This is a genomic window from Streptomyces monticola, assembly GCF_042665355.1.
GTDB classification, from domain to species: domain Bacteria; phylum Actinomycetota; class Actinomycetes; order Streptomycetales; family Streptomycetaceae; genus Streptomyces; species Streptomyces monticola.
In genome coordinates this window covers 171,899-193,628 of the sequence record NZ_JBHTCF010000015.1, presented here as the reverse complement: position 1 = coordinate 193,628, position 21,730 = coordinate 171,899, and the positions used below count along the sequence as shown (strand labels likewise).

Genomic DNA, 21,730 nt, shown 5'->3' with positions numbered 1-21,730 from the left:
CTCGAACCATCCCTTCCACCTGCCATAGGACGGAACCCCCTGTGCCTCTCGATGTCTCCCGCGTCTCCGACGAGGAACGCCTCAAGCAGCTCGGCTACCAGCAGACCCTGTCGCGCTCGATGTCCGGCCGCGCGAACTTCGGCGTCAGCTTCACGATCATCTCGATCCTGTCCGGCTGCATGACCATGTACGGCTACGGTATGAACACCGGCGGCCCGGCAGTGATCATGTGGGGCTGGCTGTTCGTCGGCCTCATGACGCTCTTCGTCGGGCTGTCCATGGCAGAGGTCTGCTCCGCCTACCCGACGTCCGCGGGCCTGTACTTCTGGGCCCACCGCATGGCGCCCAGACGGTCGGCGGCGGCGTGGGCGTGGTTCACCGGCTGGTTCAACACCCTCGGGCAGATAGCGGTGACCGCGGGCATCGACTTCGGCGCGGCCACCTTCCTCAACGCCTTACTGGACCTTCAGTTCGGCTTCGAGGCCACGCCGGGGCATACCATCATCCTGTTCGGGATCATCCTCGTCCTGCACGGCGTGCTGAACACCTTCGGCGTGCGCATCGTCGCCTTCCTCAACGAGGTGTCCATCTGGTGGCACATCCTCGGTGTCGTGGTCATCTGTGGCGCCCTGGTCCTTGTCCCTGGCCACCACCAGTCGACGCAGTTCGTGTTCGGCGAGTTCGTCAACAACACGGGCTTCAGCTCCAGCGTGTACGTGGTGCTGATCGGGCTGCTGATGGCGCAGTACACCTTCACCGGCTACGACGCCTCCGCCCACATGACCGAGGAGACCATCGACGCCTCCACCGCCGGACCCAAGGGAATCGTCCGCTCGATCCTCGTCTCGCTCGCGGCCGGATTCGTCCTCCTCTTCGGCTTCACCTACGCCATCCAGTCCTACGCCGGCTCCCTCGACTCGGCCACGGGCGTGCCCCCGGCGCAGATCCTCATGGACGCTCTCGGCGCGGCGACCGGCAAGTGCCTGCTGCTCGTCGTCATCGTCGCCCAGCTCTTCTGCGGCATGGCCTCGGTCACCGCCAACTCCCGGATGATCTACGCCTTCTCGCGCGACGGCGCGCTGCCCTTCTCCCGGACATGGCACCAGCTGAACCCCGCCACCCGCACCCCCGCCAACGCCGTCTGGCTGGCCACCGGCGGCGCCTTTGTACTCGGCCTGCCCTATCTGTGGAACAGCACCGCCTACGCCGCCGTCACCTCGATCGCGACCATCGGCCTCTACATCGCCTACGTGATTCCCACCTTCCTGCGGCTGCGGCAGGGGGACCGGTTCGAGCGCGGCCCCTGGCACCTGGGTTCCTGGTCCACCCTCGTCGGCGCGATCGCGGTCGCCTGGGTCGTGGTGATCACGGTGCTGTTCATGCTGCCGCAGAGCTCACCGATCACCGCGGAGACCTTCAACTACGCCCCGATCGCGGTCGGTGTCGTTGTCGCCTTCTGCGGTATCTGGTGGCTCGCCTCGGCTCGCAAGTGGTTCCTCAACCCTGCCCACCCCCGTAACGCCAGCCCCGGCCGCAAGCGGGAAGTGGCTCGCTCGTAAGCCGAGCTGAGGGGCCGGGGCCCCGCCGATTGCCGAGGCGACCCAGGTGGAAGGCGCGTTAAATGGCACCACGAAGAGGGCCGGCGGCCGGGATGATTCCCGGCCGCCGGCCCTCTTCCCCATATTGGTCTGTAGGTGGCGCGTCTCCTGGTCAGAACGTGTACGGGGTGAAACGGCGTAGCGAATCGGGGGAGCCTCGGAGCCAGGGGTGGCTTCTTGGTAGCAACTTCAGCAACCTGCCGCTGGTCTTCGTCGGGGGGCTTGCCCGTGTGCTCAGTCCTCGTGCGGCAGGTTGCTGTCGGCGCCCGCGACGACGATGGTGGCCAACCGGTCGTATTCGAGCACGTCCTCGTCGGTCATGAAGGGGATGAGGACTTCATGGTGCGGGATGACGTACTTGAACAAGAGCTCGGCCAGCTCCTGTGCGGCTGCTGCGGCCTCGGCTTCGGCTGCCGGGTTGTGGACGTAGACGCCAGCGGCCTGGAGTTCTTCGATCGTGGCGTTACGGACGACGGCCTGTTCCTCCTCGGTGAAGAGGCGTCCGTCGAGGTGGCGGAAGACGAGGGAATCCGCAGGGCGGTTGAGATCCGTGTCAAACAGTAGGGCCATGACGTGGGGTCGAGGGGCGGAGGCGGGCACAGGGGTTCTCCTCAAAAAAGGGGTGGGGGTGAGGGTGGGCGACCACCAATGCTCCGAACGATCCCCGGTTTCGCTAACCGGGGATCGTCGGCTATCTTTCGCCCCGCTCGCCCGGTCAGCGCCGTCAAGCAGAGCCGTTCGTGGGCTGTGCGGCGGGTACAAGGCGGTGGTGCTGCGCATGCCTCGGGTGGATGCTTCGTGGGATTCCGAGCGAGCTGCGCCCCCGAAGGCTGACCACTTCCGCTGGGAGGAGATGTTGGAGCTTCTCCTCCCAAGCTGTCCGCGAGGCCGTGATCACCGCCGGTGCGGTCGTACCGTTTCCTGCCGGGCAGCGGCCCCCGTGACGGGAGTGGCCTTCGGAGCAGGGTTCGGTTGCGACCGCGGACGCCGAGGCGGCGGGGTGGTGTAGCCGAGGTGGTGGAGTCGCCAGATCAGGACGTCGCTGGCCGAGTCGGCGGTGCCGAGTTCGCGTTGCGCGGCGGCCTTGGCCAGCAGGGCGGCGGTGTCATATCCGGCCTGCTCGGCTTGGTCGAGGACCATCACCAGGGAGTCCCAGCCGGGCTCGGCCTGGAGGCGGTCGGCGAGGTGGGGGAGGGCTGTGCGGACCGTGGTGGTGTGGCGCTGTCGGTTGGGCACGGGCAGGCGTTCGCCCCAGGCGTGCAGGGCGGCCAGTGGTTCGGCTGCGGCGGCCTGGTAGGCGGTGCGCAGGTGGTCGGCGGCCTGCTGGGCTGCCTGGGCCTGTTGAGCGTGGCCACGGGCAGCGTGCCAGCGGGCAGCTGCGATGACCGCCAGGATCATCACGTCGAGGATCAGGGCGGTGGCAGTGCTGTCGGGGCCGCGGCCGAGGGCGGTACCGGAGTGGACGATCTGGCGGGCCGCGCGGCGCAGGGCGTACATCTCCTCGTCCTTGGCGCGGATATGGGAGCGGGTGGCACGCTCGAAGTGCCATGCGGCCTCTCGCAGTTCGGAGCGGCTGGGCCCGGCTGCGGTCTGGGCGAGGGCATCGAGAACCTCACCGACCCCGACCAGCTGGGCCGCTGCCGTGGTGTCGTCGCCGGAGGCGAACGCGGCGCGGGCGGAGTCGGCGGCCACGGCAGCGGTGTAGCGGGCGCGGGCAGGTGCCGAAGCGCCGCTGCGGTCCAGCGGCGTGGGCTGCGTGTCCGTGTCTGTGACGGCGGTGAATCGGTTGCGGATGCGGGGCAGGGAGAGGTCGGGGGCGAGGGTGGAACCCGCATACCAGACGGGCTCCTGCTCCTTGTTGCGGTCGCCGACGATGGCGACCTTGTAGCCGAGCACGTCGCCGGAAGGCGCGATGCGTTTGTCGATGCGTACGCCTTCGGCGGCGAGCCTGTCGAAGAACTCCACCTCGTCGGCGGCGCCGGCCAGGGCGCGGCGGACGTGCTCGCGCAGCAGCTCTTGTGAGGCGGCTTCCTGGCCGAGGCGTTCGGCTTTGTGGACTGTGGCGCGGGTGGGGCGTTTGGCGGCGGTCCCGTCGCCCGGGGTGACGCGGCGCAGGTTGTAGTCGGCTTCGATGCGGCGGGCCTCGGCCTGGGCGCGGCGGGCTTCGTTGTGCAGGCGGGGGCGGCGGCCGTCGTCGCGGACCAGGGTGGCGATGATGTGGATGTGGTCGTCGGCGTGCCGGACGGCCGCCCACCGGCAGGCTTGCTCGTCGCCTTCGGGGGCGATGCCGGTGGCGGCGACGGTGCGGCGGGCGATGGCGGCCCAGTCCTCGTCGGACAGGATCGGGTCCTCCGGGCTGGCCCGCACGGATATGTGCCAGACGTGCTTGGCGGGGCGGCGGCTCTTGGGCAGGGCGTTGACGGGTTGGTCGAGCAGGCGCTCCAGCTGCTGGTAGGTGGCGTTCGGGTCGCGGCCGGGGTCGGGGGTGAGTGGATCGAAGGCGGCGACCAGGTGCGGGTCGGTGTGCTCCTCTTTGGTGCCGGGGCCGTAGAGGTAGCGGATCAGCCCGATGGTTTCGCTGCCGCGCTTGTGGATGCTGGGGATCATGCTGCGGCACCGTCCTCCGCGGTGTTGTCGCGGTGGGCGAGCAGGGCATCGGCCGCGTCTTCCATGCGGCTGGCCGCGTCCGCGACGACCTGGGCGGCAGCGTCGAGGTGGGGTACGTCGGCGCCGGAGTTGAGGGCCTTGACCGTCTGGTTGAACAGGCCGTGGATGCGGCCCAGGTGCCGACGGGCGGCGAACAGTTCGTCGATGACTTCCCGCTCGGCGGCGATTTCGGCGGCGGTGCGGGTCAGGTCGCGGGCGGCCTTGTCGACGGCGTAGGCGAGGAAGGCGGCGATGCTCATCTCGCACGTCTCGGCGGCGTCGGTGAGGCGGGCGAGTTCGGCGTCGTTCATGCGGCAGCTGGCCTGGTGCAGACGCTTGCGGTGCGTGGGCTGACGGGGACGCTGACGCTTGCGCGCAAGCTGTTCGGCAGGCCGGTCCCCTCCCTGCTGCGGTCCGCCCTCGGCCGCAGCTTCCCCGTCTGGCGCCCCCTGGTGCCGGGCATTCTCCGCCCCCTGCGGGGCGGGGACTCCGGGAGCATTGCTCCCGGGACAACTTGCTCGCGCTGTGGGGCTGGTGGGGTCTGCGATATCAGCGGGTCGGGTGGGGTCCTGGCGCTGCTGGTCAGGCATGGGATGGGTCTCCAGGGCTGTGCGGGGTGTGGTGGTACGTGCGGTCGTAGAGCTGGCGAACGAGTGCTCTCGGGTGCCCGGGGCGAGACGCGCGGAAGTCCCTTGGAGTTGGTGAGTTCGCAGATGCTGCGACTGACGTGACGGCCCGGGCACGATGAAGGGGTTGGCGGTGAGGTTCACGTGGCGGTGCCCGGCGTTGGCGGGGAGGCTTTCCGCCAACACAGGGCGTCCCGCCATGGCGCTCATGCGGCAGTGGCGGTGTTGTTGGCGGCAGCGAGTTCCGCCGTGACGGTCTTGGCGACCACTTTGGCGACGTCCTTTTGGATCGTGTGGCCTTGGGCTCTGACCTCGTCCTCCAGGGTGGTGCGGGGGACTTTGCCGAGCCTGGCGCCGATGGCGCGGGCCGTCGCCCACAGGACGTCGTCGGGAACGGTGGTCCTGCGCCCGCCCTGCTGGGGCTTCACCGTGGTCGATGGCGCCATGACCGTGGCGGTCTTCGGCTCGGGTGCGCCGGACTTGGCGGAAGGCGCGGTATTGGCGCCGTCCGGTTCTTCTTGGCGGATCTGACGGCTCGGCTTTGGCGGGGCCGGTTGGGCGGGCGAGGTGGCGGACGGCACTTCCGCCGCCGCGTTGGTGACGGCGGTGAGGTGGCGGTTGATGACGAGGTAGAGGTGGACGGCGCCGGCGAGGGCGAGCGGGGCGATGGCGGACAGGGCACCGACGGTGGCGTTGTTGAGGTGGAGCCGGGTTTGCTCGTTTAGGCGCATGGCGTGCAGGGCGTTCGCCCAGATGCTGGCGAGCGTGGCCAGGCCGACGAGCGCCCAGACGTACAGGCGGGAGGAACGTGGCGCGGTGCGCAGGATCAGCAGGGCGATGACGCCGATGGCGATGAACCCGTCGATCACGAGGGGGAAGAGATAGGTGAGTGCTCCGCGTATGTGGGCGGCGACGGCCATCTGCCGCAGGGCGTCGTAGGACAAGGAGAAGGCGAAGACGGCGAGTAGGACGATGCCGACGCGGATGGTGCGGCCGCCGTGCATGGCGGCCGGGGATACGAGGGCGGGGAGGCGCAACGCGAGGGGCTCCTGGGTGGGGGTTGGGGCGGAAGAGCAGGGAAGCTGGGGTGGAGGTGCAGTACACGCAGGCCCCCGTCGGGTGGCGCGCCTCGTCACTGTCCACAGGGTGTGGGCGGGACTCGTCCGAGGGCGTTCACGGGCGGGGCGTTCACGCGGGCCGCGCTGAGGGGCCTCGTGCGTGAATGCTTGGGTGCGTGTCCGGCGCGCACGGTCACACGAATCGTTTGACCAGGGATTTCCTGTGCCGGTGGACGCTGCGCGCGCTGATCGGCACCACGTACGCGCACGAGCGCAAAGGGAGGTCTGCTGGAAGTGCCGAGGTGGTTTCGCATCGTCGGCGGTCGGCCTCAGCCGATCTCGTCGACGGCGTCCCACAGTGCGTCTTGCTCGTCCTCCACCAGCCAGATGGCCTTCTGTAACTGGTCGTCAGCGGCCTTCAGGCCGTGGACCTCCCGGATCTCCCTTTCGATCTCGGTGCCGTCCACGTCGCCCATCCGGACCACCACTGAGCGAGCGATGGCCAGGAGTTCGTCGATCGAGGCGTTGGAAGGCTGCTCGGTGCGCCGAGGCATCGACGCCTCCTTGGGGTGTGGCGCGGGTGCGGACGAGCTGTGCGGGTCCTCGCTGTGGGGGTGGTTGTCTCGCGGTTTGCGTCCGAGTACCGGGTGGGCCTGGGAGTCGGCATATGGGCGGGCATCGGGATCCGACCCCTGCGGTGTCCGGGACGTGGTGGCGTCCGGTGGATCGTCAGGGCCGGGGCAGGTGGGAGAGGCAGCGGGTGGCTCCGGTAGTTGACCCGAGTCGGGTTCCGGGCGATCGGCGATCCGGCCGACGAGTTGGTGGATCTGCCGCATGAGGACGCCGGAGGCCAGCAAGGCGGTGGTCTGGGGCACCGCGGCGACCACATAGTCGAGCAGGGACACGCTGCTGGCGGGGCCCGCGCTACTGACCCCGACCACGTTCAGGGCGATGGCGCCGACTGCCCCGGTGGCGGTCAGCGCGATGGCCCAGCGGTCGGTGACGCGGCGCAGGCCAGCGCGGAGCATCAGCAGCTCGCCCGCGACGATGCATGCGTACAGGGGCGCGGGCCAGGCCCAGCGGCGAGCGGGCGAGCCGCCGAACCCATGGGCTCCGGCGACCTCGGCGAGATGCGCGTACGACAGCCAGAAGCCGCCGACGGCGAGGGCGACGACGACGGCAACTGCCGTGATGAGCACGAACCTTTCGGGAGAGCACTTGGGCACGAGAGACTCCCGCTCGGGGTGATGTGGGGCAGGCGTGGGGTGGTGAGCGATGGGAGTTCTCCAGGGGTTTGGGAGGGGTGCCGGAGAGGCGGTGGCCTGGCATGGGCTCAGAGCCGGGTCCGTCATCACCGGGGCGGTCAAGGCACGCGCACGGTGCCGAGTGGCGGGGTGGGGTGAAGGGAGAGGAGGGGCGCGAGATGGGGATCAGGCAGCCGTAAGCTCCGCAAACCCTGAGGCGGCAAGGTCCACGCGGGTCGGGTGGGGTGTGGTGCGAGGGGCGTTGCCCCGGGCGCGGCCGTCGGGGCTCATACGTCGGCTGCGGCAGGGCTCGCCCTTGGGGGCGTGGCACCACTGGCAGGCGACGCTGAGGGCATCGGGCTGACCTGCGGCCATGGCGGTCTCGCGGGCGGCTCGGGTCGGCCGGTAGCGGGCCAGTTCGGCGCGCACCGTGGGCGGGATGCACGAGCCGATGGCGGCGAGGCGGGCCTCGACGTCGGGATGTGGCGCGCCGCCGGAGAGTTGGCGGTGCGTTGCAGGCGCGGCCTGACCGGTGGCGACAGCGCGGCGAGCGCCGAGCAGCTCGGCTCGCCAGCCAGCTGGGTCGTCCGGGTCCGTGGCTGGGGTGGGGTCGGTGTGCCGATCGAGACGGTCGCGGCCGTAGGCGCGCCACTTGCGGGCGATGTCCACGGGCAGGATCGGGTACGGGGAGTCGAGCACATGGGCTCGTATCGCCTCGCGGGCATCCCAGCCGTGGGCTGTAGCCAGCGGTACGTCGCTGAGCAGCTCGTGCCATTGGGCGATCTGGTCACGAGCCTCGCCGGTATCGGTGCGAATGGTGCGAGGGTCGAGGCGGCCGATGTAGGCGAGGACGGCGGCGATTTCGCGGTGATCCAGGGGAGTTGCTCCTTACGTTCCGGTCGGCTCGTCGAGGGCGGCGAGCAGGGCGGCGGTGTGCTTCTCGGCGCGGGTCATGCCGACTGCGGGGGCGGGGACAGGGGTGCCGCCGGACAGGGCATGGAGGTTCGGGGGCCCCGGGGCGGGGGAGTGCTCGCGGGCGATCCAGGTGCGCCAGTCGGCAGCCCACGCGGCGGCGCTACGGGGTGCCCATGTCGCCCGGTTCGAGCGCCACTTCGCGTCCGCAGCGTGGATACCGTGCTCGCCGAGGCGGGCGAGGTGGCCCTGCTGATGGGCCCAGGCACGGCTGGCGTCGTCGAGCTCCCAGTCCGTGGCCGAGGTGAGGGTGGCTACAGCACTGCTGCAGTTACTTCGGTTCACCTTCGGTTCACTACGGTTCTGGGGGTCGGATTCTGCCCCGTCGAGGGGTCGGTATGTGCCCCGTCGGGGGGCCGGATTCTGACGTGAGGACGCAGGATCTGACCCGGCCGGATTCTGACGAGGGGGGTCGGAATCGGCCCCGGACTTGGGCCAGATGCCGTGCTTGCGCAGCCGCTTGCCGTCCACCTCGGGCACCGGATCGGACTCGGCCAGGGGCTCGACGTACGCGTCGGGATCGCTTCTCCGGGCGGCCGTGACCTTGGCGAGCCATGCGGCGGTGCGCGGCAGCCGGTAGACGGTGCTGCGCTGCGGGCCCTCGTACGCGTCGAGCAGCTCCAGCTCGCCGCTGTCGGCCAGGGCTACCAAGGCGCTGCGCACGGCGTTGCGGCTGGCGTTCGTGCGCTTCATCAGTGAGGTGACGGAGGCCCAGGCGACGCATTGCTCGTCCGGTATCCGGTCGGCGATCGACAGCAGGACCAGGCGGGCGGTTCCTCGGCTGGTGCTGTTTTCCCAGGCCCATTCGCGGGCGTCTCGGCTCATCGGGCGGCGGCTCCTAGGGCAGGTGGGGGGCGGACGGTCCGCTTCGGGGGTTTGGGGAGGGTTGTGGCTGGAGGTCCCGGCGAGGTTCCCGTGGGGATGCTCCGCAGGGACGCCGTGGCCTTGGCTGCGGTGTGCCGGTGTCCTATGGTCCGGAAACAGCGCTCCGGCGCCTGGACAAGACAGCCACAACCACCCGCACAAGTCCAGCATTCCGCCGAGAAAGCAAACAGCCTACGGAGAACACCTCATGCACGGGAGGGGCTAGAACAGTAGACCCGGATCCCCGGTCGGCGAAATCGCCCGGCGTGATGACGGGGCTAAAGCAGGCAACTAGTAATGCTTGGGTGGCGATCCTGGGCAGATCCCACGTGCGGTCATATATGGCACTTGACCAGGCGTGATGCCCTGCTTCGGTGACGCGTCATCGAGGCGGTCGGCCTGGCTTACCGTGACTTTAGCAATCGGTAATTCCGCGCCATATTTCGCCCATTCCTGGCGGCGACCTAGGGGATCTGACAACAAAGCTACGCAAGATAGCAGTGGATCAGCGGTTACCGAAATCGCGCTCCGCGAGCTACAACAGACGCATGACGAAAAGCCTTCTGGGAAAGGGTCTGGCCGGAAAACGGCCAGCCGTCCGCGCCATCGGGTGCGGCTCCACCGCGCGCGAACTCGCCCAACGACAGCTGGCCGCCTGTGCCCCGCGCCGGGGCATTCTGTGACCGTCACCATGTTCACGCGCCTCGAACGTCGGCGGCACCGCCGAGACGCCGACAGCCTCGTCAACGTGGCCGCCCTCGATGTCTTCTCGCTTGCCTTCCTCGGCGAGGCCGGATGGTCCTGCTGCCGCCCCGCGTCCGGAAAGCCAACACCTTTGATCCGCAGCGCACTTCGCCCCGTCTGCGTCTGAGCGCTCACATCGGTGCTCGCGGATTCACCCCTGTTGTGCCGTATGGCCGCTCGCGGTCCTCACCTGCCAGCGGCAGTTGAGCTGCGGTCTTATACCACGTATTCCCCGGTTAGCGAAACCGGGGAATCTCCGGACAGTTGTGGTGTCCGCCCGGTGCCGCGCCGGGTGGCCTGCTGCGTACACACGCGGCGACCGATGCCGCGCACCGAATCGAAAGGAGCCAGTCCGCGTGGCCTCCCCGCACCACCGCGCCAGATAGGAACCTCCTTGCCCCAAGAGCCCACACCCCCTGCCCTCCCGCACACTGCGACGGCACTTCTCCGCCTCTACCGCCCCGACGAGGTCGCCACCGTCCTCGGCTGCTCCACCTGGTGGGTCAAGGACCGTGCCCGTCGCCGGCTGATCCCGCACACCCGCGTCGGCCGCGCCTACCGCTTCACGGCCGACCACCTCGCCGAGATCATCCGCCTCAACGAGGAACGCCCACCTGCCGCTACGAAGCCCCGCGCTGGCCTGCCCGCCATGGCCAAGACCTCAGCCAGGCGGCAGCCCGGCTCGCCCTCCGCATCGGGCCCGGCGGCGGCACGCTTGCACTCCCGGCCGCCACAGCGCACCCGCCGAGCGGAGTTCGACACCGCCGCGTAGTACCGCACCCGGAAAGCCAACTGCCGAACGAAGGGGAGGGCACCACACTTGGGCTTCGCTGAGAAGCGCGGAAACTACTGGCGGGGCCGGTACAAGATCGAGGACGGCAAGTACGGCACGGTCGCAGACCCGACCGGTGCGGTGGTCAAGTTCGCCACCAAGCGCGAAGCCAAGCAGGCCGCCGACGCCGAAGAGGTCACCGTCCGGCGCGGAACCTGGCGCGACCCGGACCTTGGCCAGGAGACCTTCGGTGAGTACGCGAGCCGCTGGTACGAAGCCCAGGACCTGGCCGCCTCGACCATGCAGAACTACAGGCGCCACATCGAGGAGCACCTGCTCCCCGACTTCGAGGACAAGGCCCTCGCGGGCATCCTGCGCGCCGACGTCGACCGCTGGGAGAAGAAGGAGAAGGCCGTCTACGCGGCCTCCAGCGTCAAGACCTGGCGCTCCACGCTCCACCTGATCTTCGAGGACGCGATCGACGAGGGGTTGATCACCTCCAACCCGGCCGCCAGGCGACGCGGGCGCGGCAAACGCGCCGGCCGGTCCCGCGACCGCGGCCCCGAGAAGGCCATCACCGATCCGCTCGGCATCCTGCTGACCGCTGAGCGAGCCGCCCTGCTCTCTGGCCGCGACGACGAGTTCGTCGCCGTCGTGCAGAAGGGCTACACCGGTATGCGCTGGGGTGAAATCGTCGGCCTGGAAACGGAGTTCGCCCGCCCGGACGCCTTCCGCGTCGAGTGGCAGCTGTACGAACTGGACACTGGCGAGCTCGTGCGCGTCCCGCCCAAGGACGACAGCTACCGCACCATTGACTCGATGGACTGGCTCTCTGCCCTCGTCGCCAACCACGTCGCCCGTACGAAGCCGCAGCCCTGCCCATGCCACGGTAAGACCTACGTCTACCGCGGACTTGGAGCGGCCCGTACCGGGGGCCACCAGGGAGCGAAGCTCGTCGACGTGGCACGCCGCGCCGAAGTCTCCACCGGAACGGTCTCCAACGTCCTCAACCACCCCGACCGCGTACGGGAGGACACCCGCGTACGCGTCGAACTCGTCATCGCCGAGCTCGGGTTCGTACGGGGCGGTACCACGTCGGAGCACGCAGCGCATTGGCGCAGGAACGGTTTTGCGACCTGGCTGTTCACCCCGGCGGTCTCCGGCTGGTACCCGAAGAAGGCACCCCAGGAGGCCCGCCCGGTGCCGATTCTCGGCGAGCCGTGGCCCGGCATCCCGGCCCGAGGTCGAGGCGCTGCTGCTCGGGCCGATGCCTGCTGGCTCCCGATCGCCAAGAGCCTCACGCCGCACGGCCTGCGCCATACGCACCGGACGATGATGGAGGACCTCGGTACCGAGAAGGTCCTCATGGACGAGCGCATGGGCCACATCGACGGCTCGGTCTCCGCGCGCTACGCCCACGTCACGCCCGGCATGCGTAAGCGCCTCATGGCTGGCCTGACCGAGCAGTGGGAGGCGGCACTCGCCGCCAGGCGTGCGCTGCACCCGCGTTCCCCAGTATCTGCGCTGGACCGGCTCCTACAGACTGGCGGCTGACGCGTCAGGCCCAGCCCTCCTCCTAGGAGGAGGGCTGGGCGCCGCCAGGTCCCCAGGCGTCCCCCTTGCGGATGTTGCAGACCCAATGGGCCGCCTGCAGGTTCTCCGCTGTGTGCGCGCCGCCCTCCGCAACAGGCCGGATGTGGTCAAGGGTGGCGGACCACGGGTCGGGCCACTCAACGGCGGAGTCCATCGCGCAGTGGCACAACTGGCAGATCCATTGGGCGCGTTCGTAGATGTCGAACGGGTCCACCTGGTCAGCTCCGGCATTGAGTGTGCCGTAGCCGCGCATGCGAGCCTGGTAGCTGTTACGGGCTCGAGTGGAGCGCCGCTGCTTTTCGGAGCGGGCAGTGTATGCCGGGGTCCAGAGGGTGGGCGTCGGTTCGGCGACGCAGACCCAGGCTTCCCAGTCGTAAGTCTTCCCGCTCTCGTCCACGTCACGGAAGATCTCGTTCTGCCAGTGCCACCGACGCCCGTCGTCCCCCTCGAACGACGTCTGCTGGACGAGGGGGTGTTCCTGGCCGGGCACTTTGGTCCACCACAGGACTCGGTCCGTGTAGGCGAGGAGTGCTCCGGTCTGCTGGTGGATCGCGACCATCGGCTCTGCGTCGGACTCGGAGTTCGCCCGCACCAAGGCGACGAGCTCGTCGGCACCCAGGGAGGTAGCGGTGGCGTACGTCGTGACGGAGCCGTGCCGCTCGACGACATCGCCCTCGATGGGGCTCAACCCGTAGAACTCGTAGGGGAAGTCGCCGTCGGCGGTCCTGGTGCAGAAGACCCGCGGCTCCCGTGCTGCCCCGAACCGAGCGCGCTGGTCGGCATCGGCAGAGGACCGGTCGCCGTGATCCACGATGGCAGCCACGTCGATCTCACCCCTCTCGATCCGCGCCTTCGTACGCCGCTTGAGCGTGGTGTTGCACCGACCCGAGCAGACGTGCCGGTCACGGTGCTCCCAGTGCGCGCTCCTCGACACAGGCTCGCCGCAGATACGGCAAGGTTCGCCGCCGGTGGCACGTTCGGCAGCCGCGAGGACCGGGTTCCAGTAGGGATCACCGCGAACCTCGCGTGTCCTGGCGAGATCAGGCACCGGCGGCGTACCAGGCGTGAGCGTCTGCTTCGGGCGCCGCACTCTCGGCGCGTCCTTCGGACGTTCAGCCCGTTGCTTCCTGGCGGCCGAGGTACGGCAGGGATCGGAGCAGTACTTCTGACTGCGCGGGCGCCAATACTCCATCTCTGTGCCGCAGACCGCGCATGGGAGCCCCGCTCGCTCGGAGGCGCTGGTGTCGACGTCGTCGGTGCTGTCGAAGCCGTGGTCCACAGGCTGTCCTCGGGTCGAGTGGGCAACTGAAGCTCGCGAACGCGCAGGTGCGAGGTAACACGCCGGAGGCGTGCCGCCCCTGCCGGACGATCGCCTGCTGGGAGAAGCCCACCAAGATCTTCTCCCAGATTTCTCCCAAACGATCACCAGGGACGCAGGAAGGGCCTGATCCGATTCCGGATCAGGCCCTTGACCTGCTACTTCTCAGTCGGGGTGGCGGGATTTGAACCCACGACCTCTTCGTCCCGAACGAAGCGCGCTGCCAAGCTGCGCTACACCCCGATGTCGCTGTTGCGTGTGACCACGTCGTGGCGACATCGATTACTTTAGCGGACCGTCGCCCTGAGGCGAAATCCGGTTTTCACCGGCCCGGAGGTCCGGTCGGATCCGGTCGAGGCCGACGATGGCCAGGGCGAGGGCGTAGAAGATCAGCCCGAGGACGACGGCGTTGCCCAGGACGCCCGCGTAACCGTGGAGGTCGACGTCCACGAAGGGGTACGGGTAGCGGGCCGGTGAGCCGGGGGACATGAGCGCGCCGCGTACCAGGGCGAAGCCGAGGTAAGCCAGGGGATAGAGCAGCCACAGGCCCGCGTGGCGCGGGCGGAGGCCGCCGGGGCGGGTCAGGAGCAGCCAGTTCAGGGCGGCGCCGATGGGGGTGACCGTGTGCAGGAGCTGGTTGGAGACCGCGTGCCATCCGGTGATGCTCGCGGTGCCGGTCATCGAGAAGCCGCTGGAGGCATTGGCCAGGATCAGGTGGTAGACGAGGCCCGTGATCGCGATGAAGAGCGTCGTGCCGCCGGTGATCCAGGGGGCGAGGCGCGGGCGGCCGGTCCAGGCGCGCCACGCGGAGACGCCGAGGACCGCCGCGACGATCAGGTTGCTCTGGATCGTGAAGTAGCTGAGCACCCGCAGCGGGCTGCCGAGGGTCAGGTCGATGACGATGCCCGTGATCGCTGCGAGGGAGATCAGCGCGCGGACGACGGCCACGAAGGGGCGGCGGACGGGCGGCATGACGGCCCCCGCGGGCACGTTGTCAGCGCTGTTCGCATGTACCGGTTTTGGGGAGTTTGCCGGAGGAGGCGCGATCATGCCTATACGTTAATAGGTGCCCGGTTGGGCCCGCATCAGGGCCGCCCACCCACAGGCTCCACCCGCACCGCAGGTCCCATCCATAGGCCTCACCCGCACCGCAGGTCCCACCCGCACCACAGGCCCCGCCCTCGCAGGCGCGACAGCGCCTACGCGGCTCGTTCCGTCAGCGTCAGCAGCGTCGCCTCCGGGGGGCAGGCGAAGCGGACCGGGGTGTAGCGGCTGGTGCCGCAGCCCGCCGAGACGTGCATATACGACTCCTTGCCGCCGGCCGTGTGCCGCGACAGGCCCTTCACGCGCTCCGTGTCCAGGTCGCAGTTGGTGACCAGGGCGCCGTAGAAGGGGATGCAGAGCTGGCCGCCGTGGGTGTGCCCGGCGAGGATCAGCGGATAGCCGTCCTCGGTGAAGGCGTCGAGGGCGCGGAGGTACGGGGCGTGCACGATGCCCATGGAGAAGTCGGCCCCCGTGTCCGGACCGCCCGCCACGCGCGCGTACCGGTCGCGCTTGATGTGCGGGTCGTCCAGGCCGGTGAGGGCGATCTCGTAACCGTCGATCTTGAGTGAGCCGCGGGTGTTGCTGAGACCCACCCAGCCGGCCGCGTCGAAGGCGTCGCGCAGCTCTTCCCACGGGTTGTGGACGGCGCCCACGACTCCCGTGTTGCCGTTCAGCCCATGCCGTCCCTGCAGCCTCTCGACCAAGTACCGGGCGGGGTTGCGCGGTGTGGGGCCGTAGTAGTCGTTGGAGCCGAAGACATACGTCCCCGGGAACTCCATCAGCGGGCCGAGTGCGTCGAGGACCTCGGGGACGCCCTCGGGGTCCGAGAGGTTGTCGCCGGTGTTGACCACGAAGTCGGGGCGCAGGCCCGCGAGCGACTGCAGCCAGCGCTGCTTCTTGCGCTGTCCGCACACCATGTGGATGTCGGAGACCTGGAGCACGCGCAGGGGGCGCATTCCCGGTGGCAGCACCGGCACGGTGACGCGCCTCAGCCGGAAGGAGCGGACCTCGAAGGCAGCCGCGTACAACACACCGGCGGCACCCGCCGCGGTGATTCCCAGGGGTACTCCGTATCGCGCGCGCATGAACCCATCGTTGCAGACCAGGTGGTGCCGGGAAATCGGCGGGCGCCGCGGAGCGCGCACCTGCGACACTTGGGGCATGACCACGCTCAAGTCCAAGCTGCAGGAAGACCTCACCGCGGCGATCAGGGAGCGCGACGAGCTGCGCTCCGCCACGCTCCGGCTGACCCTGTCCGCGATCACCAAGGAGGAGGTCTCGGGCAAGACGGCCCGTGAGCTCTCCGACGACGAGGTGCAGAAGGTGATCACCCGCGAGGCGAAGAAGCGCCGCGAGGCCGCTGAGGCCTTCGCCCAGGGCGGGCGCGCCGAGCAGGCCGAGCGGGAGCGGGCGGAGGGCGAGATCCTCGCCGCGTACCTGCCCAAGCAGCTCAGCGACGACGAGCTCAAGGAGATCGTGGCGCAGGCCGTCGAAGAGGCGAAGGCCGCAGGCGCCGAGGGCCCGCGCGCCATGGGCCAGGTCATGAAGATCGTGAACCCGAAGGTCGCGGGCCAGGCCGAGGGCGGCCGCGTCGCCGCGGTGGTCAAGCAGCTGCTCGCCGGCTGAGGTTCCGCGTATATACGTGTACGTGTACGTGCGCGAGTAGGCGCTTACGTGAGTGAGGGCGCCCCCTGAACTTCAGGGGGCGCCCTCACTCACGAACTGCTGCCGGCAGGCATCATCCGCGCACCGCTACCCGCAGGCGGGTCTCAACGCGGTTGCGGCCACCCCCCGTTACCGCCGCCGTTGCCGTTCCCGCCGTTGCCGCCGCCGCCGATGAGGTCCGGCGGCAGGGAGACGTCCGGCCACGGGTTGTCGTTGCCGCCGCCCCCGTCACCGCCGCCCGGCCGGCCCGGCTTCTCGTCGTCCTCGTGGTCGCCCCCGTCGTCTTCCTTGGGCTTGTCCTTGGGGATGTTGACGAGGTTGAAGTTCGGCGCGGGCTTGCCCGACAGGGCGCCCGACATGGCCTGCTTCCAGATCGGGCCCGGGACTTCGCCGCCGTAGACCTTGTCGTAGTAGCTGCCGCCGATGGTGATGTCGGTCATCTGCCGCTTGTGCTGCGGGTCGCCGACCCAGACGGCGCCCGACATGTTCGGCGTGTAGCCCACGAACCAGGCGGCGTAGCGGAAGTCGGTCGTACCCGTCTTGCCCGCGCTCGGGCGGCTGCCGCCGAGTCCCGCCTGCTGGCCCGTGCCGTCCTCGACCACGCCCTTGAGCAGGGTGTTGATGGTGTCCGCGGTCTTCGGCGACATGGCCTGGTTGCAGGAGGTCTTGGGCACCCGCATCGACTTGCCGTCGGGGCCGGTGATCGCCTCGATGGCGACCGGTGTGCAGTAGGTGCCGCGGCTGGCGAAGGTGGCGTACGCCGAGGCCATCGTCAGCGGCGACATCTCCTGGGTGCCGAGCGCGATGGACGGGGCCTGTGCGATCTGCCGGCCGTCGGCGCGGTTGACGCCCATCTTCTCGGCCATCGAGGTCACAGGGCAGATACCGATATCGCTGATCAGCTCCACGAAGTAGGTGTTGACCGACTTCGCGGTCGCCTCCTTCATGCCGTACGGGCCGACCTCTTCCTCGTTCTCGTTGGTCAGCTTCTCGTTCTGCGTGTTGGTCCAGTTGCCCGAGCAGGTGGCCACCGGGCTCGGATACGGCATCTCGTACGGCGAGCCGTACTTCTGTGTCGGCGCCTTGCCCTGCTCGATGGCGGCCGCGGCGACCACCGGCTTGAAGGTGGAGCCGGGCTGGTAGCCCGCGCCGCCGCCCATGCGCTTGTCGACGGAGAGGTTGATCTCCGTCTCGTTCGGCCCGTAGCCGTACGGCCGGGACTGGCCCATGCCGAGGATCTTGCCGGTGCCGGGCTCGACGATGGAGACCGCGGTCGCCACCTGGTCGGTCTGGCGGACGTTGTCCTTTATCGACGCCTGCACCGATTCCTGGGCCTGCGGGTCGAGCGTCGTCTGGATCTTGAGGCCGCCCTGGTTCCAGATCTTCTGGCGGTCCTCGCGGGTCTCGCCGAATACCGGGTCGTTCACAAACGCGTTGCGGACGTAGTCACAGAAGAAGCCCGCGCCGCGGACCGCGGTGATGCAGCCGTTCTTCGGCTTGCTGACCTGCAGACCGAGCGGCTTCTCCTTGGCCTTGTCGGCCTCTTCCTGCGAGATGTCGTGGGTCGCGGCCATCCGCTGCAGCACGGTGTTGCGGCGCTTGGTGGCTTCTTCGGAGTCGTTGACCGGGTCGTAGCGGCTCGGCGACTGGACGATGCCGGCGAGCAGCGCGGCCTCCTCCACCTTCAGGTCCTTGGCCGACTTGGAGAAGTAGCGCTGGGCCGCGGCTTCGACGCCGTAGGCCTGCTGCCCGAAGAACGTGATGTTGAGGTAGTTCTCCAGGATCTGCTTCTTGCCCAGCTCCTCCTCGACCTGGATCGCGTACTTCAACTCGCGGATCTTGCGGCCGATGGTCTGCTGGGTGGCCTCGGCGACCTTGGTGGGGTCGTCGCCCGCCTCCTCGACGAAGACGTTCTTCACGTACTGCTGGGTGAGGGTCGAGGCGCCCTGCGAGACGCCGCCCGACTGGGCGTTCTCGTTCAGGGCGCGCAGGATGCCCTTGAGGTCGACCGCGCCGTGCTCGTAGAAGCGCGAGTCCTCGATCGCGACGATCGCCTTCTGCATGTACGGCGAGATGTTCTTGAGGTCCACCAGGGTGCGGTCACGGGAGAAGACCGTGGCGATCGTGCCGCCCTTGTTGTCCAGGATGGTGGTGCGCTGGCTGAGCGGCGGCCGCTTCAGATTGGCCGGAATATCGTCGAAGCTCTCGACCGATCCCTTGGCCGCGAGGCCGAGCGCACCTGCCGCGGGCAGGGCGATACCGGCGAGCACAGCACCCGCGAGCACGCTGACACCGAGGAATTTGGCGGCCTGCTGAGTCGGGGACAGACCTCCGCCCGAGCGCTTGTTTCCCATGGGGGCAGCCTACGTTCTGAATCGCCGGACAGGCGTAACGCCTTGGCCTAAGCTGGCTATCAACTGTCACAGCAGTGTGGTTCCGCATCAAGACCCGGGACCGAACCCGGTCTGTCGAGGTCTGCTCCGCCGTTCCCGAATCCGGCGGTCCGATGCCCGAATCCGCCTCATGCGTCACCGGACGCCCGTTGTGGCTCAGCTGAACTGTCCTGGTTTGCCGGGATTCCTCACGCATGTCGCCAGCTCACTCCGTCGGGTGATCTGCCGCTTACGCATAGTCCGTTCGGGCCATTCAAGATTGGGCCCGAAGGGGGTGTTGCGCTGTCGCCACCTTCCGTAACGTCCTCAACTGGCGGCGGTGAATATGCCGCTGCCGCCGTGGGGGAGCCTCGATTCGGGAGAGGACGGCGCCGGTATGGGCTGGGTAACCGACTGGAGTGCGCAGGCGGCCTGCCGCACTACCGATCCGGATGAACTGTTCGTTCAAGGAGCAGCGCAGAACCGGGCGAAGGCGGTGTGCACCGGATGTCCGGTGCGCACGGAGTGCCTGGCCGATGCGCTGGACAACCGCGTCGAGTTCGGCGTGTGGGGTGGCATGACAGAGCGGGAGCGCCGCGCATTGCTGCGCAGGCGTCCCACGGTCACCTCGTGGCGCAGACTGCTCGAGACCGCGCGTACGGAGTACGAGCGCAGCGCGGGCATCCTGCCGGTGGACGTCGACAACATCGACGCCATCGACAACCTCGACGACATCGACGAGCAGCAGCACTACGAGTACGGAAGCTACGCCGCCGTGGGGTAGCGGGCCGGCGGTTCATCGCACGCGGACTCACGCGGATCCCTGAAGCGGACCCACGCTGATCACGCGCTGATCACGCGGACTCGGGCTCAGCTCCGGCCGGTTGGCTCCCGGCCGCGAGCCGGTCTCCGATGTCCCGGAGCCCTGCGAGGTCATGCACATCGCCGGGCAGAGCGGCCACCTCGGTCACAGCCACCTCGGGGTGCAGCGCGGTGAAGCGGTCACGTGTGCGCTGCTCACGGGCGAGCAGATGCATACGCTCGGCGTGCAACCGCAGCAGCCCTGCGGCCAGTTGGTGCGCCGGGTCCGTGGAGTGCGCCCGGTCTGTGGAGTCCGAGTGGTCTGTGGAGTCCGAGGCCGATGCCTTGGAGCGCATGGGTGCCGTGGGGGCCGTGGGTTCCTCGGCTTCATCCGCCGCTTGCGCTGGGGGTTCGGGCGATTCGGGGGAGTTACGCACTCCTTCCTTCCCGCCCTCCTGATCCACAATGCGGCGCTCATCAAGATTTTCCGCAGCGGCGAGCGCCCGCTCGGCCGAGAGCCGGGCGGCGCCGCTGCCGTGCACCCGGTTGAGCACAAGGCCCGCCAGCGGCATCCCCTCGGCGGCCAGGCGCTCCACGAAATAGGCCGCCTCCCGCAGCGCGTCCCGCTCCGGCGCCGCCACCACCAGGAAGGCCGTACCCGGCGCCTGGAGGAGCCGGTAGGTCGCATCGGCCCGGGTGCGGAAACCGCCGAACATGGTGTCCATCGCGGCCACGAAAGTCTGTACGTCCCCCAGGAACTGGCCCCCGAGCAGCTTCCCGAGCGTCCCCGTCATCATCGACATCCCGACGTTCAGGAACTTCATCCCGGCCCGCCCGCCGACCTTTGCCGGCGCCATGAGCACCCGGATGAACTTGCCGTCCAGGAACGACCCCAGGTTCTTCGGCGCGTCCAGGAAGTCGAGCGCCGAGCGCGACGGCGGGGTGTCGACGACGATCAGGTCCCACTCGTCGCGGGCCCGCAGCTGGCCCAGCTTCTCCATCGCCATGTACTCCTGCGTGCCCGCGAAGCCCGCCGAGAGCGACTGGTAGAAGGGGTTGCCCAGGATCGCGGCCGCCCGGTCGGCGTCCGCGTGCGCCTCGACGATCTCGTCGAAGGTGCGCTTCATGTCCAGCATCATGGCGTGCAGTTCGCCATCACCACTGATGTCCTTCACCCGCCGCGGCACATTGTCGAGCGAGTCGATGCCCATGGACTGGGCGAGGCGGCGGGCCGGGTCGATGGTGAGGACGACGACCTTGCGGCCGCGCTCGGCGGCCCGCAGGCCGAGGGCGGCGGCGGTCGTGGTCTTGCCCACGCCGCCCGCGCCGCAGCACACGATGATCCGGGTCTTCGGGTCGTCGATCAGCGGATCGACGTCGAGCGTCGGTACCGGATCCAGCGTCATGCGACGACCCCCTGTTTCCGCAACTCGGTCGCCAGGCGGTAGAGCCCGGCCAGATCGATGCCCTCGGTGAGCAGCTCCAACTCCTGCACGGGCAGGCCCGGTTCGGCGAGCAGCTCCCGCTGACCGCGCTCCAGTTCCACCCGCTCGGCATGCTCCGCGGCCTGGGCGAGCAGCGGATCGACCAGCTGCTCCGCGAGCCCGCCCTTGCGCGCCCCGCCGAGCCCCGCGCTGGACAGCGCCTTGGCGAGGTCGGTGCGCCGTACGCCGTCGGGGACGGGCCCGTCGAGCAGCGCGGGCCGCACCATGTTCACGAGGATCCGCCCCACCGGGAGTCCCGCGTCCCGCAGTTCCCCGATCCCGTCCAGGGTCTCCTGGACCGGCATCTCCTCGAGCAGGGTCACCAAGTGCACAGCCGTCTCGGGCGACTTGAGGACCCGCATCACGGCCTGCGCCTGGTTGTGTATGGGCCCGATCTTGGCGAGCCCCGCCACCTCGTCGTTGACGTTCAGGAAGCGCGTGATCCGCCCCGTGGGCGGGGCGTCCATGATGACGTAGTCATACGCGTACCGGCCCTTCTTGTCCTTCCGCCTGACCGCCTCGCACGCCTTGCCCGTCAGGAGTACGTCGCGGACGCCGGGGGCGATGGTGGTGGCGAAGTCGATCGCGCCGAGCTTGCGCAGGGCGCGGCCCGCGCCGCCGAGCCGGTAGAACATCTGGAGGTAGTCGAGGAGCGCCAGCTCGGCGTCGATGGCCAGGGCGTACACCTCGCCTCCGCCCGGAGCGACCGCGATCTTCCGCTCCTCGTAGGGGAGTGCTTCGGTCTCGAAGAGCTGCGCGATGCCCTGCCTGCCCTCGACCTCCACAAGAAGCGTGCGCTTTCCCTCCGTCGCGAGGGCGAGCGCGAGAGCGGCGGCCACCGTGGTCTTACCGGTACCGCCCTTGCCGCTGACGACCTGGAGCCTGCTCACGTATTCGAGCCTAACCAGTCGCCCCCCGGCCTACGCACG

The 21,730-nt window shown here is 69.2% G+C and carries 19 protein-coding genes and 1 tRNA gene; 6 read left to right on the top strand and 14 right to left on the bottom strand.

Features of this window, described 5'->3' with window-relative positions; genetic code table 11:
- Positions 1-41 precede the first annotated feature (41 nt).
- Complete coding sequence (locus tag ACFQVC_RS29990) at positions 42-1,559, top strand: amino acid permease (protein ID WP_381836401.1); 1,518 nt, start codon at positions 42-44, stop codon at positions 1,557-1,559.
- Between the two features lie 273 nt (positions 1,560-1,832).
- Here the strand turns inward: ACFQVC_RS29990 and ACFQVC_RS29985 are convergent, their stop codons facing one another.
- From ACFQVC_RS29985 to ACFQVC_RS29955, 7 genes are all read right to left on the bottom strand, one after another.
- On the bottom strand, positions 1,833-2,168 hold the full coding sequence (locus ACFQVC_RS29985) for a hypothetical protein (RefSeq protein ID WP_381836399.1): 336 nt from the start codon (positions 2,166-2,168) through the stop codon (positions 1,833-1,835).
- Between the two features lie 324 nt (positions 2,169-2,492).
- The gene (locus ACFQVC_RS29980; RefSeq protein ID WP_381836397.1) at positions 2,493-4,205 is read right to left on the bottom strand and encodes a relaxase/mobilization nuclease domain-containing protein; all 1,713 of its coding nucleotides are present in this window, start codon (positions 4,203-4,205) and stop codon (positions 2,493-2,495) included.
- On the bottom strand, positions 4,202-4,555 hold the full coding sequence (locus ACFQVC_RS29975; RefSeq protein WP_381836395.1) for a plasmid mobilization relaxosome protein MobC: 354 nt from the start codon (positions 4,553-4,555) through the stop codon (positions 4,202-4,204). Before ACFQVC_RS29975 ends, ACFQVC_RS29980 begins: the two co-directional genes overlap by 4 nt.
- A 521-nt stretch (positions 4,556-5,076) precedes the next feature.
- Positions 5,077-5,907 (bottom strand): DUF2637 domain-containing protein, encoded by an 831-nt coding sequence (locus tag ACFQVC_RS29970; RefSeq protein ID WP_417851989.1) that lies wholly within the window; start codon positions 5,905-5,907, stop codon positions 5,077-5,079.
- A gap of 350 nt (positions 5,908-6,257) precedes the next feature.
- Entirely contained in the window at positions 6,258-7,154 is an 897-nt protein-coding gene (locus tag ACFQVC_RS29965; protein WP_381836393.1) for a DUF2637 domain-containing protein, read from the bottom strand.
- A gap of 204 nt (positions 7,155-7,358) precedes the next feature.
- Positions 7,359-8,048 carry a zinc finger domain-containing protein gene (locus ACFQVC_RS29960; RefSeq protein ID WP_381836464.1) on the bottom strand — a complete coding sequence of 230 codons (690 nt, stop codon included), beginning with the start codon at positions 8,046-8,048 and terminating at the stop codon, positions 7,359-7,361.
- Between the two features lie 12 nt (positions 8,049-8,060).
- On the bottom strand, positions 8,061-8,969 hold the full coding sequence (locus ACFQVC_RS29955; RefSeq protein WP_381836391.1) for a helix-turn-helix domain-containing protein: 909 nt from the start codon (positions 8,967-8,969) through the stop codon (positions 8,061-8,063).
- Between the two features lie 587 nt (positions 8,970-9,556).
- Here ACFQVC_RS29955 and ACFQVC_RS29950 point away from each other — a divergent pair.
- The 3 genes from ACFQVC_RS29950 to ACFQVC_RS29940 all read left to right on the top strand — a co-directional run bounded on the left by ACFQVC_RS29950 (position 9,557) and on the right by ACFQVC_RS29940 (position 12,078).
- Complete coding sequence (locus ACFQVC_RS29950; RefSeq protein ID WP_381836389.1) at positions 9,557-9,691, top strand: hypothetical protein; 135 nt, start codon at positions 9,557-9,559, stop codon at positions 9,689-9,691.
- 455 nt (positions 9,692-10,146) lie between these two features.
- Positions 10,147-10,524, top strand: coding sequence for a helix-turn-helix domain-containing protein (locus ACFQVC_RS29945; RefSeq protein WP_381836387.1), 378 nt, complete (start codon positions 10,147-10,149; stop codon positions 10,522-10,524).
- Positions 10,525-10,572: 48 nt separating this feature from the next.
- The gene (locus ACFQVC_RS29940) at positions 10,573-12,078 is read left to right on the top strand and encodes a LacI family DNA-binding transcriptional regulator (protein ID WP_381836385.1); all 1,506 of its coding nucleotides are present in this window, start codon (positions 10,573-10,575) and stop codon (positions 12,076-12,078) included.
- 22 nt (positions 12,079-12,100) lie between these two features.
- Here the strand turns inward: ACFQVC_RS29940 and ACFQVC_RS29935 are convergent, their stop codons facing one another.
- From ACFQVC_RS29935 to ACFQVC_RS29920, 4 genes are all read right to left on the bottom strand, one after another.
- Positions 12,101-12,940, bottom strand: coding sequence for an HNH endonuclease (locus ACFQVC_RS29935; RefSeq protein WP_381836383.1), 840 nt, complete (start codon positions 12,938-12,940; stop codon positions 12,101-12,103).
- Positions 12,941-13,604: 664 nt separating this feature from the next.
- A tRNA-Pro gene (locus ACFQVC_RS29930) sits at positions 13,605-13,678 on the bottom strand.
- Between the two features lie 39 nt (positions 13,679-13,717).
- Positions 13,718-14,407 carry a Pr6Pr family membrane protein gene (locus ACFQVC_RS29925; RefSeq protein WP_381836382.1) on the bottom strand — a complete coding sequence of 230 codons (690 nt, stop codon included), beginning with the start codon at positions 14,405-14,407 and terminating at the stop codon, positions 13,718-13,720.
- A 227-nt stretch (positions 14,408-14,634) separates the two neighbouring features.
- The gene (locus ACFQVC_RS29920; RefSeq protein WP_381836380.1) at positions 14,635-15,564 is read right to left on the bottom strand and encodes a metallophosphoesterase; all 930 of its coding nucleotides are present in this window, start codon (positions 15,562-15,564) and stop codon (positions 14,635-14,637) included.
- Positions 15,565-15,640: 76 nt separating this feature from the next.
- On the opposite strand from ACFQVC_RS29920, the gene ACFQVC_RS29915 reads away from it, so the two are divergent.
- A complete protein-coding gene (locus tag ACFQVC_RS29915) occupies positions 15,641-16,105 on the top strand; it encodes a GatB/YqeY domain-containing protein (protein WP_381836378.1) in 465 nt (154 codons plus the stop codon).
- A 143-nt stretch (positions 16,106-16,248) separates the two neighbouring features.
- Here ACFQVC_RS29915 and ACFQVC_RS29910 read toward each other — a convergent pair whose 3' ends face one another.
- On the bottom strand, positions 16,249-18,498 hold the full coding sequence (locus ACFQVC_RS29910) for a transglycosylase domain-containing protein (RefSeq protein WP_381836376.1): 2,250 nt from the start codon (positions 18,496-18,498) through the stop codon (positions 16,249-16,251).
- A 415-nt stretch (positions 18,499-18,913) separates the two neighbouring features.
- On the opposite strand from ACFQVC_RS29910, the gene ACFQVC_RS29905 reads away from it, so the two are divergent.
- Positions 18,914-19,300, top strand: coding sequence for a WhiB family transcriptional regulator (locus ACFQVC_RS29905; protein ID WP_381836462.1), 387 nt, complete (start codon positions 18,914-18,916; stop codon positions 19,298-19,300).
- A 70-nt stretch (positions 19,301-19,370) separates the two neighbouring features.
- Here the strand turns inward: ACFQVC_RS29905 and bagB are convergent, their stop codons facing one another.
- Positions 19,371-20,723 carry an ATPase BagB gene (gene bagB, locus ACFQVC_RS29900; RefSeq protein WP_381836375.1) on the bottom strand — a complete coding sequence of 451 codons (1,353 nt, stop codon included), beginning with the start codon at positions 20,721-20,723 and terminating at the stop codon, positions 19,371-19,373.
- Positions 20,720-21,691 (bottom strand): ATPase BagA, encoded by a 972-nt coding sequence (gene bagA / locus ACFQVC_RS29895; RefSeq protein WP_381836373.1) that lies wholly within the window; start codon positions 21,689-21,691, stop codon positions 20,720-20,722. The genes bagB and bagA overlap by 4 nt, the downstream gene beginning before the upstream one ends.
- Between the last annotated feature and the right edge of the window lie 39 nt (positions 21,692-21,730).

Coding starts and splice junctions, on each gene's coding strand:
- ACFQVC_RS29985 (WP_381836399.1), bottom strand. CDS start 2,168: ATGGCCCTACTGTTTGACACGGATCTCAACCGCCCTGCGGATTCCCTC.
- ACFQVC_RS29980 (WP_381836397.1), bottom strand. CDS start 4,205: ATGATCCCCAGCATCCACAAGCGCGGCAGCGAAACCATCGGGCTGATC.
- ACFQVC_RS29975 (WP_381836395.1), bottom strand. CDS start 4,555: ATGAACGACGCCGAACTCGCCCGCCTCACCGACGCCGCCGAGACGTGC.
- ACFQVC_RS29955 (WP_381836391.1), bottom strand. CDS start 8,969: ATGAGCCGAGACGCCCGCGAATGGGCCTGGGAAAACAGCACCAGCCGA.
- ACFQVC_RS29950 (WP_381836389.1), top strand. CDS start 9,557: ATGACGAAAAGCCTTCTGGGAAAGGGTCTGGCCGGAAAACGGCCAGCC.
- ACFQVC_RS29925 (WP_381836382.1), bottom strand. CDS start 14,407: ATGCCGCCCGTCCGCCGCCCCTTCGTGGCCGTCGTCCGCGCGCTGATC.
- ACFQVC_RS29920 (WP_381836380.1), bottom strand. CDS start 15,564: ATGCGCGCGCGATACGGAGTACCCCTGGGAATCACCGCGGCGGGTGCC.
- ACFQVC_RS29915 (WP_381836378.1), top strand. CDS start 15,641: ATGACCACGCTCAAGTCCAAGCTGCAGGAAGACCTCACCGCGGCGATC.
- ACFQVC_RS29910 (WP_381836376.1), bottom strand. CDS start 18,498: ATGGGAAACAAGCGCTCGGGCGGAGGTCTGTCCCCGACTCAGCAGGCC.
- ACFQVC_RS29905 (WP_381836462.1), top strand. CDS start 18,914: ATGGGCTGGGTAACCGACTGGAGTGCGCAGGCGGCCTGCCGCACTACC.
- bagB (WP_381836375.1), bottom strand. CDS start 20,723: ATGACGCTGGATCCGGTACCGACGCTCGACGTCGATCCGCTGATCGAC.